Consider the following 16306-nt stretch of genomic DNA (forward strand, 5'->3'; position numbering starts at 1 on the left):
AAATAAACTGATATGCCACCAAATTTATAAATAAAAGCAAGGAATGAAGTATTTAGGTATGTTTTACAAACCGGAAGCCCGTTTCAGTGCTTCTGACAAAATACTGTAACCCTTGCCATTCAAATGTAAATCGTCGAGAGTCAACTCCGGATTCAGCCTGCCATCCAGCAACAAACGGTCGAAAACATCGAGATAGACAATGTCCGTCCCCTGCAATTTCTCGTATATCTTCTGGTTAAGGACACGAATGAATTGATTCACAGCCGTACTGTAATCATCGTAATCATTACGTGGAAAAATACAGAAAAGATATGTTTTCAGTGAAGGGATGGCAAGAACCGCTTTTACATAACGTTCCACATAATCGTCCATATTTTCATCATTCAACCGATAAATATCATTGGTTCCGAATTGAATGACGACTTGGCAATCGGAAGTGTCTACGGTAAAAGACTCCACATAAGCCAGTCCTTCACCGGGAGCACCATAGTTCAGACATTCCCATGAAGGAAAGTAGACATCCAATGCCCAAAATGCCATGTGACTGTTGCCAAGAAAGGCAAATTTAGGTTTCTCTCCCATTCTATTCATGTTACTTCATTCAATAATTCACGGATTTACTTTACTTTTGCAAAGGTAATCACATTCATTCATATATATAAACCGATGATACATTTTTTCAAGCAACCTATTTCTCACCTTGAGTTACCGGATAAATTCACTTATCCTTTCCACTATACGCCTCATCCATTGTGCGTGTTGGCAGCGGAAGAAGTGAAAGAATATATCGCGAGCCGAGAAGAATGGAAAGAAGAGTTAGCTTTCGGAAAAATGTTCGGGGTGTTGATTGTACAAAAAGAGAATAAGCAAGAGACTACAAAAAAAGAAGCGGTCAATGAAATTGGTTATCTCGCTGCTTTCTCCGGCAATCTGGCAGGGAAGAATCTGCATCCTTATTTTGTCCCTCCTGTCTACGACTTATTGCAACCGGAAGGATTCTTCAAAATGGAAGAAGAACAAATATCTTCCATCAATATCCGTATTCGTGAATTAGAAAACAGTCGTTCTTATCTCGATTCAAAAGAAAAGTGGAAGACGGGAACAGAACAGGCTAAAGCTATTTTGAATCAGGCCAAAGCAGCACTCAAAGCAGCAAAGGAGGCGAGAGAGATTCGCCGCCAATCATCCTCCGCCCTTTCCGAAGAGGAACAAGCCTCCCTGATCCGGGAAAGCCAATACCAGAAAGCGGAATACAAACGACTGGAAAAAGAATGGAAGAAACGATTGGAAGAACTCGAAACGGAAACAAGACACTTCGAGACTGAAATAGAACAACTGAAAACCGAACGGAAGGAACGTTCGGCAGCCTTGCAAAGAAAGTTGTTCGAGCAGTTCCGGATGCTGAATGCCAGAGGAGAAGTGAAAGACCTATACACTATCTTCGAACAGACAGTTCAGAAAGTTCCTCCTGCCGGTGCGGGTGAATGTGCTTTGCCTAAATTGTTGCAATATGCGTATCTTCATCAATTAAAGCCATTGGCTATGGCCGAATTTTGGTGGGGAGACTCTCCTAAAAACGAAATCCGGCATCACGGATATTATTATCCTTCCTGCAAAGGAAAGTGTGAACCTATTTTGCTGCACATGTTGCAAGGACTGGAAGTAGACGAGAATCCGCTGCTAAACTCCATCCATGAGGATGAAGAACTGGAAATCGTATATGAAGATGAATGGCTAGTAGTAGTCAATAAACCGGCAGGAATGTTATCCGTTCCGGGAAAGGCGGAGGACAGAGATTCAGTCTATCATCGCCTGAAAAAGAAGTATCCCGATGCCACCGGACCTATGATTGTACATCGCCTCGATATGGCAACTTCCGGATTATTGCTCGTAGCGAAAACGAAAGAGGTACATCAACATTTACAAGCACAATTTGCTGACAGAAGTATCAAGAAACGCTATACCGCTGTATTGGATGGGGTAACAGCAAGAACAGAGAAGACAGTATCAACGGAAAAGACAACACTACCATTTGGAAGAGCAGGAAGAATCAACCTTCCTCTCTGTTTGAATCCCCTCGACCGCCCCCGGCAAATCGTCAGTAGAGAACATGGGAAAGAAGCGATTACAGAATACCGGATCATCAGTGAATCCGAAAAATATACCCGGATTACTTTCTATCCGTTGACCGGACGAACACACCAATTACGGGTACACGCCGCCCATCCGGAGGGATTGGGTTGCCCCATTCTTGGGGATGAACTTTATGGAAAGAAAGCGGACAGGTTATACCTCCACGCCGAATATATAGAATTCCGTCATCCCATCAGCGGAAAGATTCTATGCATACAGAAAGAGGACGACTTCTAAGCTGCAACCGTGCTTGTGAACACCTGCTTTTTCAACCTGCGATAAACGTAGATAAATGCCGGCACGAGGAACAAGTCTGCCGCTATCCAAGCCATCGGATCACCGTAGCAGACAGCAACAAAGCCGAATGCAGGCACAGCGTAAATGCTGACAAGAATACGCGCAATCATCTCCGCCACTCCCGAAAACATGGCAAGATTGGTATATCCCACTCCCTGAATCGTGTAGCGCAGGATGCACAACAATCCAAGCATCGGGAAGAACATACAGGAGATATGCAGGAATAGCTCGGTATCCAACAGAATTTCCGTTTCTGACGGATCTACAAAGATCAACGCGAAATATCTGGCTCCCACCATCAGAAGAACGAACGTAAATGCCGCATAAACGATCATCATCAAAGCACTCGCCTTGATTCCCAACCAGATACGTTCCGGTTTCCCCGCCCCATAATTCTGTCCGCTATATGTAGCCATCGCAATTCCCAGACTTTCGAACGTACAGATAAAGAACATTTTGATTCGCATGGCAGATGTAAAAGCAGCCACACACGCCGTTCCCAACGCATTATTCGCACTCTGAAGCATGATACTGCCGATAGCCGTGATAGAGAACTGTAATCCCATAGGCACACCGATGTAAAGCAATGTCTTTGCCAGTTTCGCCTGAAACCGGCGTTCTTTCGGACTACCCTGCAATATTTCAAACTTCCGGTACATATAAATATAACAAAGGACAGCCGACAGCCCCTGCGAAAAGACAGTAGCAATGGCAGCTCCCGCCACTCCCCAGCCGAGTACCAGAATACAGAACAAGTCGAGAATGATATTCAGAACAGCAGCGAACAGCAAAAACCAGAAAGGCGTCTTACTGTCTCCCAACGCACGGATGATGCTTGAAAGAAGATTATAGAAGAAAGTGAAAGGAACACCGATAAACGTTACAAGCAAATAAGCATAAGCTCCTTCGAAAATATTCTCCGGTGTGCGCATGATTCGGAGTATGTCCGCACAAAAGAGACTGGTAACAAGAGCAATGACCACAGACATCCCTGCTGCCAGCTTCAAACTGACGGAAACGTAACTGCGCATCGTACTGTAATCTCGTGCACCAAACTTCTGCGCAACGGGAATCCCGAAACCTCCGCAACATCCATTACAGAATCCGAGAATCAGGAAAACAACCGATGTACTGGCTCCCACAGAAGCTAACGCGTTAATTCCCAAAAACTTTCCTACAATTGCAGCATCAACAAGCGAATACGTTTGTTGTAAGAGATTGCCGAGTAAAAGCGGCAATGTGAACTTTAAAATGAGAGGTAATGCCGGCCCTGCCGTCATTTCTTTAGAAGTTGCCATACGTCTATGTTCCAAAATTGGGCGCAAAGATACGGAAAATTCAAGGAATTAGTTCTCGATTTGCGTTCCTCTTTTAGTTGACATAAATCAATAAATGAGTATGAGAGTATGAATACCCCGGTCTATCGTTTCACCAACCGTTTAGGTGAACCATGCCACGAGCATCCCAAGCAGAAGACTTCTGTCAAATCGAACCCCTCCACCGAATCTTCCGGATATTTGGGAACCACTTCACCATCTTCGAGCACATAAACCAGCAGCCTTTCACCTTGTCCATTCTTCACATACATAGCTGCAATCTTGCATTGCGGACACAATAACTTTTTCATGCCGCAAAGATACAGATTGTTTCCGTCAACAACAAGCTCTTTCTAAGAAGTTTAAGAAGCCCGCTCATGATTTACTGTTTATCTATTCTTCCAGAATCCCGGATAAAACAACAGGAGTACGCTAAACAGCTCCAGACGTCCCACCAGCATCAGAAAAGAGAGTATCCACTTTGCCGGATCAGGTAAAGAATTCCATGAAAATGCAGGTCCGCAAGTTCCCAATCCCGGACCGACATTGCCTATACTCGAAATAACCGTACTGACGGACTCGGTAAAGCCAACTCCCAAAAACAAGAGAACCGTCCACCCAATCAGAATCAGGACCAAATAAAAAGCAAAGAAAATCAGTACGGTAGTTACGATAGAAGAAGACACCGTCTGCTTATTAATACGAACGGGAAGCACGGCATTCGGATGGAGCAGATGCTTGAACTCATTCCGGATGGCACGTGCCACAATCAGCAACCGCATATTCTTGATACCTCCACTGGTAGACCCCGTACATCCCCCCGAAAGCATCGCAATAAACAATAACAACCACGTGAAAGGAGGCCACATATTATAATCGTCCGTGGCAAAACCGCAGGAAGTATGCACCGTAGACACTTGGAACAATGCTTTCCGGAAAGCCTGCTCCCAGTCGTAATGATTTTGAAAGACAAGTGCCAATGTGATAAGGAAAGTCAAAATACCCACCGACGCCAGGAACCAGTGCAACTCTTCATCTTTGAACAAACGACTGACTTTTCCTTTCAAACACATCAGAAACAAAGAGAAGTTGATACTGGAAACAATCATAAAGATAGCCACCACATATTCTATATACGGAGAATTCCAGTAAGAAATACTGTTCTGCTTCGTAGAATATCCACCCGTAGCAGTAGTGGCAAACGACTGGCAAATGGCATCAAACAAGCTCATGCCCCCAAACATCAATAAAACAGTTTCCGAAATAGTCAGTACCAGATAAATGGTCCATAACCACTTGGCCATAACATTGATTTTCGGATGGGTACGATCGTGTGTCACTCCCGTAGATTCAGCAGAGAAGAGTTGCACTCCTCCGGTGGTAAAGATAGGAAGAATGGCAATCGTGAAAAACACAATCCCCAAACCACCGATCCATTGCGTCAGGCTTCGCCAGAAAAGCATACCGTGGGAAAGGGATTCAATATCATCGAGAATGGTGGCTCCTGTGGTGGTAAACCCGGACATGGTTTCGAAAAAGGCATTGGTTATCGTATCAATGCTTCCGCTGAAATAAAAAGGAAGCATGCCGAAAGAGGTAAAAAACACCCATGAAAGAGTGACTACACAATATCCGTCTCTCCGGCTCATCTTATTCTCCGCTCCCCGTCCGTAGAGCAGTAACAATCCGCCTACCACAGCATTGATGACACAGGTATAAAGAAAGTATTTATAATCACTTTCCCCGTAACCGGCCGACACTCCGGCACAAAGTAAAAACATCCCCAATTCGATGAATAGCAACATACCCAGCACACGCCCTATCATCTTCCGGTTGATCATGCTATTATTCTTACTCCGAATATACAGACTGTTATCTGAAATGTACTCTTCCATAACTCATGAATTATCTTGTATGCTCCCCTCATAGCCAAGAGTATGCCAAAATGAAAAGGATGCAGATAATTCGCTTATAATCAATGCAATATTTTTTTCATTATGAAAAAGTAATCTCTAAATACCCTACCAAAATGAAAGGGTGATTTTCAAATTAGAAAAAAGAAGAAGGTGTATTTTAACAGAATACGCCTGTATTTCTGCATAATCTTCGCTATCTTTGTCACTTCAAAGTGTAAAAAGAAAGAGATGACAGCATCACACATTGAACGTGAAAAGAAAACAGTAGAATTGATGATCCGCCTCTATTGCCGGAAAAAAGAAAAAAATACAGTTCTTTGTGCCGACTGTGAAGAGTTGCTTCGCTATGCCCATGCCCGTCTCGACCATTGTCCGTTTGGAGAGAAAAAGGGGGCATGCAAGGAATGCACCGTACATTGCTACAAGCCTGCCATGCGCGAACGAATGCGGCAAGTGATGCGTTTCTCCGGACCGAGGATGTTGCTTTATGCACCCTGGCAGGCCATACGACATTTATTGAACCTATAACTTACTAAAAAAAATCAGTAATGAAAAAAGCCATTATCATTGGCGCTACCTCCGGCATCGGACAAGAAGTTGCAAAATGTCTGTTACTGGATGGATGGCAAATCGGAGTAGCCGGCAGACGGCAATCCGCTCTCGAAAACCTGCAACGGGCAGCACCGGATCAGATTCAGATTCAAGCGTTGGACGTAACACAGGAAGATGCAGGCGAGAAATTGAATATGCTCATCGACAAGGTGGGCGGCATGGATTTGTTTCTTCTTAGTTCGGGCATCGGTTTCCAAAATACGGAGCTAAATATGGAGGTGGAACTGAACACGGCATACACCAATGTTGAGGGATTTATCCGCATGGTGGATACCGCTTTCATCTATTTCAGGAAAAACGGAGGCGGCCACCTGGCAGTCATCAGCTCCATCGCGGGAACGAAAGGGCTTGGGGTGGCTCCTGCCTACTCTGCCACCAAACGTTTCCAGAACACTTACATAGATGCTCTCGAACAACTTTCATATTTACAAAAACTAAATATCCGTTTTACCGATATCCGTCCCGGATTTGTTGCCACCGATTTGCTGAATGACGGAAAACATTATCCGATGTTGATGGACGCAGCCAAAGTGGGACGCCACATTGCCTGGTCACTGGAGCGGAAACAACGGATAGTGGTGATCGACTGGCGCTACCGGATACTGGTCTTTTTCTGGAAAATGATTCCCCGTTGGATGTGGAAACGATTGCCTGTAACATAAACTTATAATCTAACTAAAAAATGGAACAAAAATTTTGTCAAAGTTGCGGTATGCCGATAGACGACTCAACTTTTGGAAAAGAAGCAAATGGTAGCAAGAACGAAGATTATTGCCACTATTGCTATGCGGACGGACATTTCACGAAAGAGTGCACCATGGACGAGATGATCGAACATAATCTAAATTTTCTTAACGAGTTCAATAAAGATTCGAAAGTAAAATACACGGTGGAGGAAGCACGGAAAGCGATGAAAGAGTACTTTCCACAGTTGAAGAGGTGGAAATAAAATGTAATAAATATAAACTTTCAGAGATACATTTATCTCTGAAAGTTTATATAAAACCATGTACAACCATTCTCTCCCCCGCTATAAACAAATTCTTTCAAATTCTATATTTCATGTACGTATCAACGTGCGTACTATCTGCATACAAGCCTAAATTCTAAAATTATCCACAAAAAAATATCATTCATAAAAAACACTAAGCGGCAGATTCCCTTTCTTTTTTCCACAATTATACCGTAATCCAAGAGATATGTTAGTAAACAGGAAATATATCTATAAAATTGGGCACAAACGCAATCGTTCATAACTTCAGCTTTTCCGTTCATTAATTCCTTTTTTCTTATTATTTTTATTACATTTGTATATAGAAGCATGCTACGGTGGTTAAGAAACGATGTACATACACTCTACAACCCAATTACCCATTTGATTCGACAGACAAAAATAAATAACAATAAAAATGAATGAAAAGGAGATTCTTCCCAGTGAAAACAGCCAGACAATCTTTGAACAAGGAATAACTGAATTGATGCACGAACAAATTCTGTTTGCGGAAGGTATATATGCCCATATACCGATAAGCATAGAAATGTATGATACAGACGGAATTTTACGTTTCATCAATGATCACGCATTGAAAATGTACGGAGTCAGCGACCGGAGTGCAGTCGTAGGTGTCGTCAACCTGTTTTCCAGCCCTTACATGGATGACCAGCTCAAAGCCAGAATACAAAGCGGTGAGGAAAACATGACGCTGGAATTTGAATATGATTTCAACCGCATCAATGAAGACGAGTATTTTGCTACTTACAACAAAAATAGCATGATCTTCGAAGTCCAGTTAGTTCCTTTACGGAATAAAGCGGGAGATATCATCGGACATATGCTGCTCTCCAATGACAAGACAGCGGTCAGAGAAACAGAATTCCGGACAGAAGAAAACAAGAAAAATCTGGAAATGGCAATGGAAGCCGCCAATATGTCTTCCTGGGTATACGATGTCCGCAAAAAAACATTCAACTCATTGTATGGAACATCCATTGTCAAAAAAGGAATGACTCTGGAGGAAGTATTAAATATATTGCATCCGCAAGACCGTGACCAGTTGAGAGTCGTGTTCTCACAGCTAATAAATAAGGAGATCGAAAACGGACAAATCACATTACGCGCCTACAATGAGGCCGAAAAACAATATCGCCACTATGAGAGCAGAATGCGCCTGTCCTCCGAACATATGGGGAAGTTATTGATTATCGGAACGCAATTGGACATTACCGAGAAACTGGAAATGGTAAAGAAAACACAGGAACTGATAGCCAAACGCGAACTTGCCATGCAGGTGAGCAATATCGTTCACTGGGATTTCGATGTACGTACCTGTAAGTTCGAATCTTACCACGATCCTATCAATGATTATGCAAGCGACAAACTTCTCACCATTACAGAGTATCTGGAAGTCATACACCCCGACGACCGGTCTGTTGTCTACGACGCTATGCAATCCATGCTTTCGGGAAAAGAAGTGACCATCAATTTCACCTGTCGCATGCAAACTAAATATGATAATTCATGGCAATATTGCAATATTCTGGGCGTACCGTTCGAGAAAGACGAATACGGCAATAACATACGTTTCACGGGATTCCGGCAAAATATATCCAAACTTCACCAACTGGACGAGGAAGTAAAGGAACGAAATTACAAAATGGAACTTACTTTCAAGACTATCGGAATGTCTTACTGGGATTTCGATGTCATGACCAGACAGTTCAAAGCATTCAATGACCCGGTAAACGATTATCATCCGGAAAGAGCCATCACCCCGAACGATTACATGGAAGTGGCTCACCCGGAGGACTTGGACTGTATCGGCAAATACATCGAGCATATGCTCCAACGGACAGATAAAGAGTTCAGTTTCCAGTACCGCTCCAAAAGTAAATGGGATGTAGAGTGGCAAACTCTGATAGTAACCGGTATTCCGGTTGAAAGAGACAAGAAAGGAAACGTCACCCGCTACACCGGCATAAAGTTCAACAACACGAAGTGGGAAAAGATGGCACAGGAACTGAAAGAGCTGAAAGAGAAGGCAGAACTTTCCGACCGGCTCAAATCAGCATTCCTTGCCAACATGAGCCATGAAATACGTACACCCCTGAATGCCATTGTCGGCTTCTCCGGCTTAATGGTGCATTGCGATAATCCGGAAGAAAAAGAAGAATACATGAATATCATCGAATCCAACAATGAATTATTGTTGCGGCTCATTAATGATATTCTCGACCTTTCCAAAATTGAATCAGGCATCCTCGAACGTAAGAGAGAGAAATTCAATCTGTCCAAGACCTGCAATGAACTATACATGATGATTCAACAGAAAATCACCAATCCTGACGTAAAGGTCTTCGTAGATAATCCTTATGCGGACTGCTGGATATTTCTGGATGCCAACCGTCTTAAACAGGTATGGATGAATTTCCTCACCAATGCGGTGAAGTGCACTCAAGAGGGATTCATCAAAATGGGATATAGCATAGAAAACGAAGGAATCCGTTTCTACGTGCAGGACTCGGGTGTCGGTATTCCGATAGAAGTGCAGGACAGGGTGTTCGGACGTTTTCAGAAGCTTAACGAATTTGCGCAAGGCACAGGACTCGGCCTGGCCATTTCCAGAGCAATCATAGAAGGTGCAGGAGGAAAGATCGGGTTCACTTCCAAGCCCGGTATCGGTTCCACTTTTTGGGCATGGGTTCCTTGTACTACAGATACACAGGGGACTGACATGGCCCAGGAAAACAAAAAAATATCCGGACCGTCGGTTTCCGTTCCGCCACTTCCTTCATTGAGCGATATCAATAAGAAGGTTTTCAAAGTACTGATTGCCGAAGACAATGACAGCAACTTTTCTTTAGTGCAGCACATTCTCTTCAAGTATAATCTTACACGAGTAAAAAATGGAGTGGAAGCTCTTGAGAAGATACGTAACGAACAGTATGACATCATCCTCATGGATATGAAGATGCCGATCATGGGAGGACTCGAAGCGGTACGGAAAATCAGGGAATTCAATACCAAAATTCCGATTATCGCCTTGACAGCTTACGCATTCGATTCTGACAGAGCGAGTGCCATGGAGGCAGGTTGTAATGCATTCCTCACAAAACCATTAAACAAAAGCCAACTATTAGAACTTTTTTCTACCAAATATTAGTAAAGCACAAACAATTCTGATAACGTCATCCGGACAACGGTTTATACCAGTTCCGGATGGCGTTCTAACCATTTCACCGCATACGAGCAGGTTGCTTTCGGTTTCATCCCGTTGGCCAATGCGTAGCCGTAAGCAGCTTTCACCAGTGCAGCAGCTATTCCGCGGCCTTCTACCGGACGGGGTACAATTGTATGGATAATATCAAGAGAATCACCTATCAGGCGATATTCTACAAAGGCGGTGCGACCGTCTACTTCTGTCTTGAACAATTTTTGTTCGGGCTGATGAATAATTTCGTAATCCATAATTTCTGTTACTTTAAAGTTGGCTTATTGTTCGTTGAGTACTCTTGCAAAATAATCTTGGGTTATTAGCAGGGATTGGGATTAGAGTTGGTCAATCCACTTCAACTGACTCGTATCATATCCACGGCGTTCGGCAACGGTGACGAGTTTCTTCTTGATTGCTTCCGGCAGTTGAGGTGTACGGCTTAGTATCCAGAGATATTTATCGGTACTACTACCTACCAAAGCATAGTTATAATTCTCTTCATCCAGCTCCAAGACGTAATAGTCAGAATAGAAGCTAAGGAAGAAAGACACTTTCAGTTTACCCGGCTGTGCGGGATCGGGTATCTTGGCGTGTCCGTTGGCAGTCTTGCAGATGTCGTAAGGAGAATTACGTTTGCATCCCCGGTTCTCTACACGAATCATGCCGTCGGGACGAAGCGTGTAAGTAGCCGTGACGTCTACAAGTCCATGTTCAAAACGGTTCTCGTAACGGGCTATTTCATACCAGAGTCCCATATACCGGTGCAGGTCGAGAGAGGTAACCGTACTGTGATCCGTACCTCTGAAAAGACGTTCGACATTGGAAATGGAGAAATGAAATCCCGCTTCCGTCAGACGCGTAGGGCGGACTCTCTGACCGGCAGTCAGGAAAGAGGCAGCTTCACCATATAAGATTCGGAAAACTTTTTGAGGAACCACAATCGTTGTCCATGCCTGATAAGCCTTTCCCATCGCATGGGTGAAAGCATTTTGCGAGATCTGTTGCGGGGCAACCAAGTTGTATACACCACGTGTTTCTTCGTGAGTGATAAAGAATTCCATTGCACGACAAAGGTCGTGTATCGATATCCATGGAAAAGCTTGCGTACCGGGACCAATGGCGGTGGCTATCTTTGTGGCCTGTAAAGGACGAAGCATCTGCTGCATCGCTCCCCCGTCCGGAGAAAGCACTACGCCGAAGCGTGTAATAACGAGCCTGGTAGGTTCGGGACAGTGTTTCGCTTCCTTTTCCCACGCATAGCAAAGATCGGACAGAAAGCCTTCTCCACGGGTACGGGTATATTCGTCTACCTCCGCTTCCGAAGGATAATAGCCTACGGCGGAAGCCGAAATCATCAGTTTCGGTTTCGTCTTGACTGCGTTCAAAGCGCGGATAATACGATTGGTTACGACAATACGACTATTGAAAAGCTCCTGTTTATATTCCGGTGTCCAACGCTTATTGATAGGTGCACCTGCCAGATTGATGACAACATCGCAATGGGTCAATGTCTGAATCAAATAACCGGACATACCTTCGCGAAACATCGACCTTCCCAGAGGAATGATCCGGTGTCCGCCCTTTTCTGTGAGATAATTAGAAAGATGTTTACCGATATATCCGGTAGCTCCGGTCATTGCTATATTCATCTTGATTCATTGTTTATTTAACTCTATTAGAAAAACGTATAAAATGCAAGAAAAGTTCTTTGAAAAAGGCAAAATGAGGTTATCTTTGCAAGGTAGACTTAAACATTGAAGCATCCAAAAAGGTTATAAAATGAAAAGACGAATGAAAATCAACTATATTCTTACACTTATATTAGTATTTTGCATCGGTGCTTCCATCCCTGTATTGACAGGCAGCAGCCAAGTGAACGAACAACATTCCGCTAAATCGGAAGTGCCGTATTGCGTTACTCCGCCTACCGTTCCCACACAAGTCACCTTCGACGGGGAAACGATTGATCTCCGGCGCTACGACCGCCGCGAACGGATGGACCGCGAGATGATGGCCTTCACCTATATGCATTCCACCACCATGCTATTGATAAAGCGTGCCAACCGTTACTTCCCCATCGTGGAACCGATACTGAAAGCAAACGGCATTCCTGATGACTTCAAATACCTGATGGTCATCGAAAGCAACCTGAACAACATTGCACGCTCTCCGGCAGGAGCAGCGGGTCTGTGGCAATTTATGCCTGCCACCGGACGGGAATTCGGGCTGGAAGTGAACGATAACGTAGACGAGCGTTACCATATTGAAAAAGCAACCGTTGCCGCCTGCAAATACTTCAAACAAGCGTATGCCAAATATGGCGACTGGATGGCTGTCTCCGCTGCCTATAACGCCGGACAGGGACGTATCTCCTCCCAACTCGAAAAGCAGTTGGCAAATCATGCCATGGACTTATGGCTGGTAGAGGAAACTTCCCGCTATATGTTTCGCCTGCTGGCAGCCAAAGAGATATTCAATAACCCGCAACGTTACGGATTCCTCTTGAAACGGGAACATCTCTATCCGCCTATTCCTTATAAAGAGGTAACCGTCAACACTTCTATCGACGATCTGAACGACTACGCAAAGTCACAGGGAATCACCTATGCCCAACTCCGTGATGCCAATCCCTGGCTGCGCGACACTTCATTGAAAAACAAGACCGGAAAGACATACATTCTCTATATTCCTACACAAGAGGGAATGTATTACAACCCGCAAAAAACCGTTGCCTATAATAAACAGTGGGTCATCGACTAAAAAGGCTTTTTCTTTAATTCCGGCCAAACACTATTGATATGAAACTGAAAGAAAGAATCCATTTTTTTTTGCATGACGAGAAACTGAAACGAAAGTTGTACGTCATCATCTTCGAATCGGACACCCCTGCCGGGAAATTGTTCGACGTGATTCTTATCGGCTGTATTCTGGTCAGCGTATTGCTCGTCATCATCGAAAGCCTGAAAGGACTTCCCACCTATCTGACGACTCCGTTCGTCATTATGGAGTTCCTTTTCACCGGCTTTTTTACTTTCGAATATCTGACGAGGATTTACTGTTCACCCCGTCCCCGGAAATACGTATTCAGCTTTTTCGGTATCGTAGACCTATTGGCCACGTTGCCTCTTTACATCGGTCTGCTTTTTCCGGGCGCCCGCTATCTACTCATCATCCGCGCCTTCCGCCTGATACGTGTGTTCCGCGTCTTCAAGCTTTTCAACTTTCTGAATGAGGGGGAACGGCTGCTCACTGCCTTGCGTGAAAGTAGTAAGAAGATTGCAGTGTTCTTCTTGTTTGTCGTCATTCTGGTGACTTCCATCGGAACGCTAATGTATATGATTGAAGGAACGCAACCCAACTCCCAGTTCAACAATATCCCGAACAGCATCTATTGGGCTATCGTCACCATGACTACCGTAGGTTATGGAGATATTACTCCCGCCACCGGCCTCGGAAAATTCCTTTCCGCCTGTGTCATGCTAATCGGTTACACGATTATCGCCGTACCCACAGGTATCGTATCTGCCTCCATGATGAAAGAGTATAAACGCAGGAGAGACAAAGAATGTCCCAACTGCCATCGCTCCGGACACGAAGATAATGCAGAGTTTTGCAAATATTGCGGCCACAGCCTGGACCCATCCGAAACCAAAGCGGAAGAGAAATAAGTCCTCTATGATCTACGCCGGACGAAATGCTCGAATAAGACAATGAAAACGCATCCCACAGCATAGCAGGCAATATCTCCCCAATCGAACGTAGAACCCAGCACAATTCGGGCTACACGGTTCGTAACGCCCAATGTTTCCACCAGTTGGAAGTATTGCAACACTTCTACGAAACAGGCAAAAAGAAAGACATAAAACGGCATCCGCGGAATCCCCGTCGGTAGAAAGATACGTACAAAGCTATATACCAGCACTACAACCAGCATATCTCCGACATAGGGACGTATGAAACGGTCGCGCACATACAAAGCTATCAACACCTCAATACAGAAGATCACCAGAAAGCTGATTATATAAAAAAATCTTTTCTTCATTATTTGCTCGGTCGCGGGATTAAACATTTATTTGAATCTGCGAATATACGATAAAATGAATTGGATACGTTCAAATATTGCTAAATGATTGATACAAAAAGGGGAAATAATTGTATATTTATAGTCCTAAGCATTTTTCCACAAACAATAAAAAACAGAAAGGAGATTGAACACATGATGTTGAATATGGATTTTGTAATCCGTTTATTGGTTGCCGGAATACTGGGAGCCATCATCGGACTGGATCGTGAATACCGTGCCAAAGAAGCCGGATATCGCACTCATTTTCTCGTGTCGCTAGGTAGTGCTTTGATTATGATCGTTTCCCAATACGGATTTCAGGAAATTATAAAAGAAAGTAGTGTCACACTTGATCCCAGTCGGGTGGCGGCACAGGTTGTCAGCGGTATCGGGTTTATCGGTGCAGGAACCATCATCTTTCAAAAACAGATTGTACGCGGACTGACTACCGCCGCAGGGATCTGGGCAACAGCAGGTATCGGCCTGGCGGTAGGTGCAGGAATGTACACCATCAGCATTGCCGCCACGATATTGACCCTCGTCGGACTGGAACTACTTAGCTATCTATTTAAAAGCATCGGAATGAAAAGCTCAATGGTTTCTTTCTCAACTCCCAACAAAGACATACTGAAACAGATAGCGGACAGATTCAACTCTAAAGACTACCTGATAGTCTCTTACGAGATGGAAACGCAACACACGGGTGAAACAGAATATTATCAGGTTACGATGGTTATCAAGTCGAAGCGAAATAATGATGAAGGGCATCTGCTTTCGCTGATACAGGAATTTCCGGATGTAACGGTGCAGCGAATTGAATAGTCAGACTTTCGCTCCTCTCCCAAAATGGAAATCTACTTCTGCTTTTCCGTCAAATACTTCCAATAACGTACAGGCATATCCTGCCTGTGCTTTCTCGGATTCATGCGTTCTTTGATACAAATGGCCTTGAAATATGTCTTCCAAAGTTGTTGGAAAAGCTTCTCATCCTTGTCCATCAGGCTTTCGTCCAGCATCCCCGTAATCAAATGGGATTCACGGCTGTCATCATCAAACGAGATAGTCGTCACCTCCTGCAAATCATAATAAAATCCGTAACGGCGTTTCATGTCGTAAATAATCCACTTCTGATCGGCAAAACGATCTTTGAAATGGTGAACGGTCAGCGGGAGCGCATTATACTGCGGTTCGAAAGCGGCAAAGAATGTACCGTCGGCAGCTTTCTGAAAACGGACAAACTGCATCAAGTGCACACGTTCGCCATCCACTTTTTTCCATATTTGCGCTAATTGCAAAACATCCGGATCACCAAAGTTGGTTTCAATAGAGCGGGGTGCATCAATTGCTTTACGGATATATCGAAAAATAAGTATTCCTATTTCCGGAAGTTCCGACAGCCAACTTTGCGTGAGGCAACCCAAAGCAGAAGAGGAAACTTTCTTCTGCAATCCCCGCCACACACGCCCGGCCTTTTCTTCATCGGTCACTACCGTATGCAGCTCATCACAAAATAAAGGCAAAGCATCTCCTTCCGACAGCAAAGCATCGGGAAAGGTCTTGCGGAAATAGGCGTCGAACACGGCCGTCAGCAGCCCATCAAAGGTTTTATCATAAATATAAACACTAAACATATTTACTATTAGACAATTCACAATTTACTATTTAAGTTACTATTAGACGATCTACGCTTGGTATCACTTTTGAAATCATTAACGTCCGATGCATACATGATATTTTACAATGCTAACTTAAATAGTA

The 16306-nt window shown here is 44.0% G+C and carries 16 protein-coding genes; 8 read left to right on the forward strand and 8 right to left on the reverse strand.

The window, feature by feature from the left end:
• Nucleotides 1-63: 63 nt before the first annotated feature.
• On the reverse strand, nt 64-591 hold the full coding sequence (locus AB3G73_RS23935; protein WP_367745738.1) for an SGNH/GDSL hydrolase family protein: 528 nt from the start codon (nt 589-591) through the stop codon (nt 64-66).
• 75 nt (nt 592-666) lie between these two features.
• Here AB3G73_RS23935 and AB3G73_RS23940 point away from each other — a divergent pair, with 75 nt between their 5' ends.
• Complete coding sequence (locus AB3G73_RS23940; protein ID WP_367745740.1) at nt 667-2370, forward strand: pseudouridine synthase; 1704 nt, start codon at nt 667-669, stop codon at nt 2368-2370.
• Here the strand turns inward: AB3G73_RS23940 and AB3G73_RS23945 are convergent.
• The 3 genes from AB3G73_RS23945 to AB3G73_RS23955 form a co-directional block, all read right to left on the reverse strand.
• Nucleotides 2367-3728, reverse strand: coding sequence for an MATE family efflux transporter (locus tag AB3G73_RS23945; RefSeq protein ID WP_148364481.1), 1362 nt, complete (start codon nt 3726-3728; stop codon nt 2367-2369). The genes AB3G73_RS23940 and AB3G73_RS23945 overlap by 4 nt on opposite strands.
• 122 nt (nt 3729-3850) lie before the next feature.
• A complete protein-coding gene (locus tag AB3G73_RS23950; protein WP_148364480.1) occupies nt 3851-4057 on the reverse strand; it encodes a hypothetical protein in 207 nt (68 codons plus the stop codon).
• A gap of 78 nt (nt 4058-4135) precedes the next feature.
• A complete protein-coding gene (locus tag AB3G73_RS23955) occupies nt 4136-5641 on the reverse strand; it encodes a TrkH family potassium uptake protein (protein WP_259022502.1) in 1506 nt (501 codons plus the stop codon).
• Between the two features lie 249 nt (nt 5642-5890).
• Here AB3G73_RS23955 and AB3G73_RS23960 point away from each other — a divergent pair, with 249 nt between their 5' ends.
• The 4 genes from AB3G73_RS23960 to AB3G73_RS23975 all read left to right on the forward strand — a co-directional run bounded on the left by AB3G73_RS23960 (nt 5891) and on the right by AB3G73_RS23975 (nt 10434).
• Nucleotides 5891-6190: a nitrous oxide-stimulated promoter family protein gene (locus AB3G73_RS23960; RefSeq protein WP_074557894.1), complete on the forward strand. Its 300-nt coding sequence runs from the start codon at nt 5891-5893 to the stop codon at nt 6188-6190.
• 20 nt (nt 6191-6210) lie between these two features.
• Entirely contained in the window at nt 6211-6936 is a 726-nt protein-coding gene (locus AB3G73_RS23965; protein ID WP_074557892.1) for an SDR family NAD(P)-dependent oxidoreductase, read from the forward strand.
• A gap of 20 nt (nt 6937-6956) precedes the next feature.
• Complete coding sequence (locus tag AB3G73_RS23970; protein WP_217723144.1) at nt 6957-7223, forward strand: zinc ribbon domain-containing protein; 267 nt, start codon at nt 6957-6959, stop codon at nt 7221-7223.
• A 460-nt stretch (nt 7224-7683) separates the two neighbouring features.
• Complete coding sequence (locus AB3G73_RS23975; RefSeq protein WP_148364477.1) at nt 7684-10434, forward strand: hybrid sensor histidine kinase/response regulator; 2751 nt, start codon at nt 7684-7686, stop codon at nt 10432-10434.
• A gap of 41 nt (nt 10435-10475) precedes the next feature.
• On the opposite strand, the gene AB3G73_RS23980 is transcribed toward AB3G73_RS23975, so the two are convergent.
• Together AB3G73_RS23980 and AB3G73_RS23985 are read right to left on the reverse strand one after the other, a co-directional pair.
• The gene (locus AB3G73_RS23980) at nt 10476-10739 is read right to left on the reverse strand and encodes a GNAT family N-acetyltransferase (RefSeq protein WP_148364476.1); all 264 of its coding nucleotides are present in this window, start codon (nt 10737-10739) and stop codon (nt 10476-10478) included.
• Nucleotides 10740-10820: 81 nt separating this feature from the next.
• A complete protein-coding gene (locus AB3G73_RS23985) occupies nt 10821-12134 on the reverse strand; it encodes a TIGR01777 family oxidoreductase (protein WP_148364475.1) in 1314 nt (437 codons plus the stop codon).
• Between the two features lie 130 nt (nt 12135-12264).
• On the opposite strand from AB3G73_RS23985, the gene AB3G73_RS23990 reads away from it, so the two are divergent.
• Together AB3G73_RS23990 and AB3G73_RS23995 are read left to right on the forward strand one after the other, a co-directional pair.
• Nucleotides 12265-13245 (forward strand): lytic transglycosylase domain-containing protein, encoded by a 981-nt coding sequence (locus AB3G73_RS23990; RefSeq protein WP_195649200.1) that lies wholly within the window; start codon nt 12265-12267, stop codon nt 13243-13245.
• A gap of 38 nt (nt 13246-13283) precedes the next feature.
• Entirely contained in the window at nt 13284-14153 is an 870-nt protein-coding gene (locus tag AB3G73_RS23995) for an ion transporter (protein ID WP_320983054.1), read from the forward strand.
• A gap of 5 nt (nt 14154-14158) precedes the next feature.
• Here the strand turns inward: AB3G73_RS23995 and AB3G73_RS24000 are convergent, their stop codons facing one another.
• Nucleotides 14159-14527 carry a DUF2809 domain-containing protein gene (locus AB3G73_RS24000; RefSeq protein WP_074637904.1) on the reverse strand — a complete coding sequence of 123 codons (369 nt, stop codon included), beginning with the start codon at nt 14525-14527 and terminating at the stop codon, nt 14159-14161.
• 174 nt (nt 14528-14701) lie between these two features.
• On the opposite strand from AB3G73_RS24000, the gene AB3G73_RS24005 reads away from it, so the two are divergent.
• Nucleotides 14702-15370 (forward strand): MgtC/SapB family protein, encoded by a 669-nt coding sequence (locus AB3G73_RS24005; RefSeq protein WP_259022499.1) that lies wholly within the window; start codon nt 14702-14704, stop codon nt 15368-15370.
• A gap of 32 nt (nt 15371-15402) precedes the next feature.
• On the opposite strand, the gene AB3G73_RS24010 is transcribed toward AB3G73_RS24005, so the two are convergent.
• Complete coding sequence (locus tag AB3G73_RS24010) at nt 15403-16179, reverse strand: TIGR03915 family putative DNA repair protein (protein ID WP_148364579.1); 777 nt, start codon at nt 16177-16179, stop codon at nt 15403-15405.
• Nucleotides 16180-16306 lie beyond the last annotated feature (127 nt).

The sequence above is a fragment of the Bacteroides sp. L008 genome (assembly GCF_040812255.1).
GTDB lineage: Bacteria > Bacteroidota > Bacteroidia > Bacteroidales > Bacteroidaceae > Bacteroides > Bacteroides vicugnae.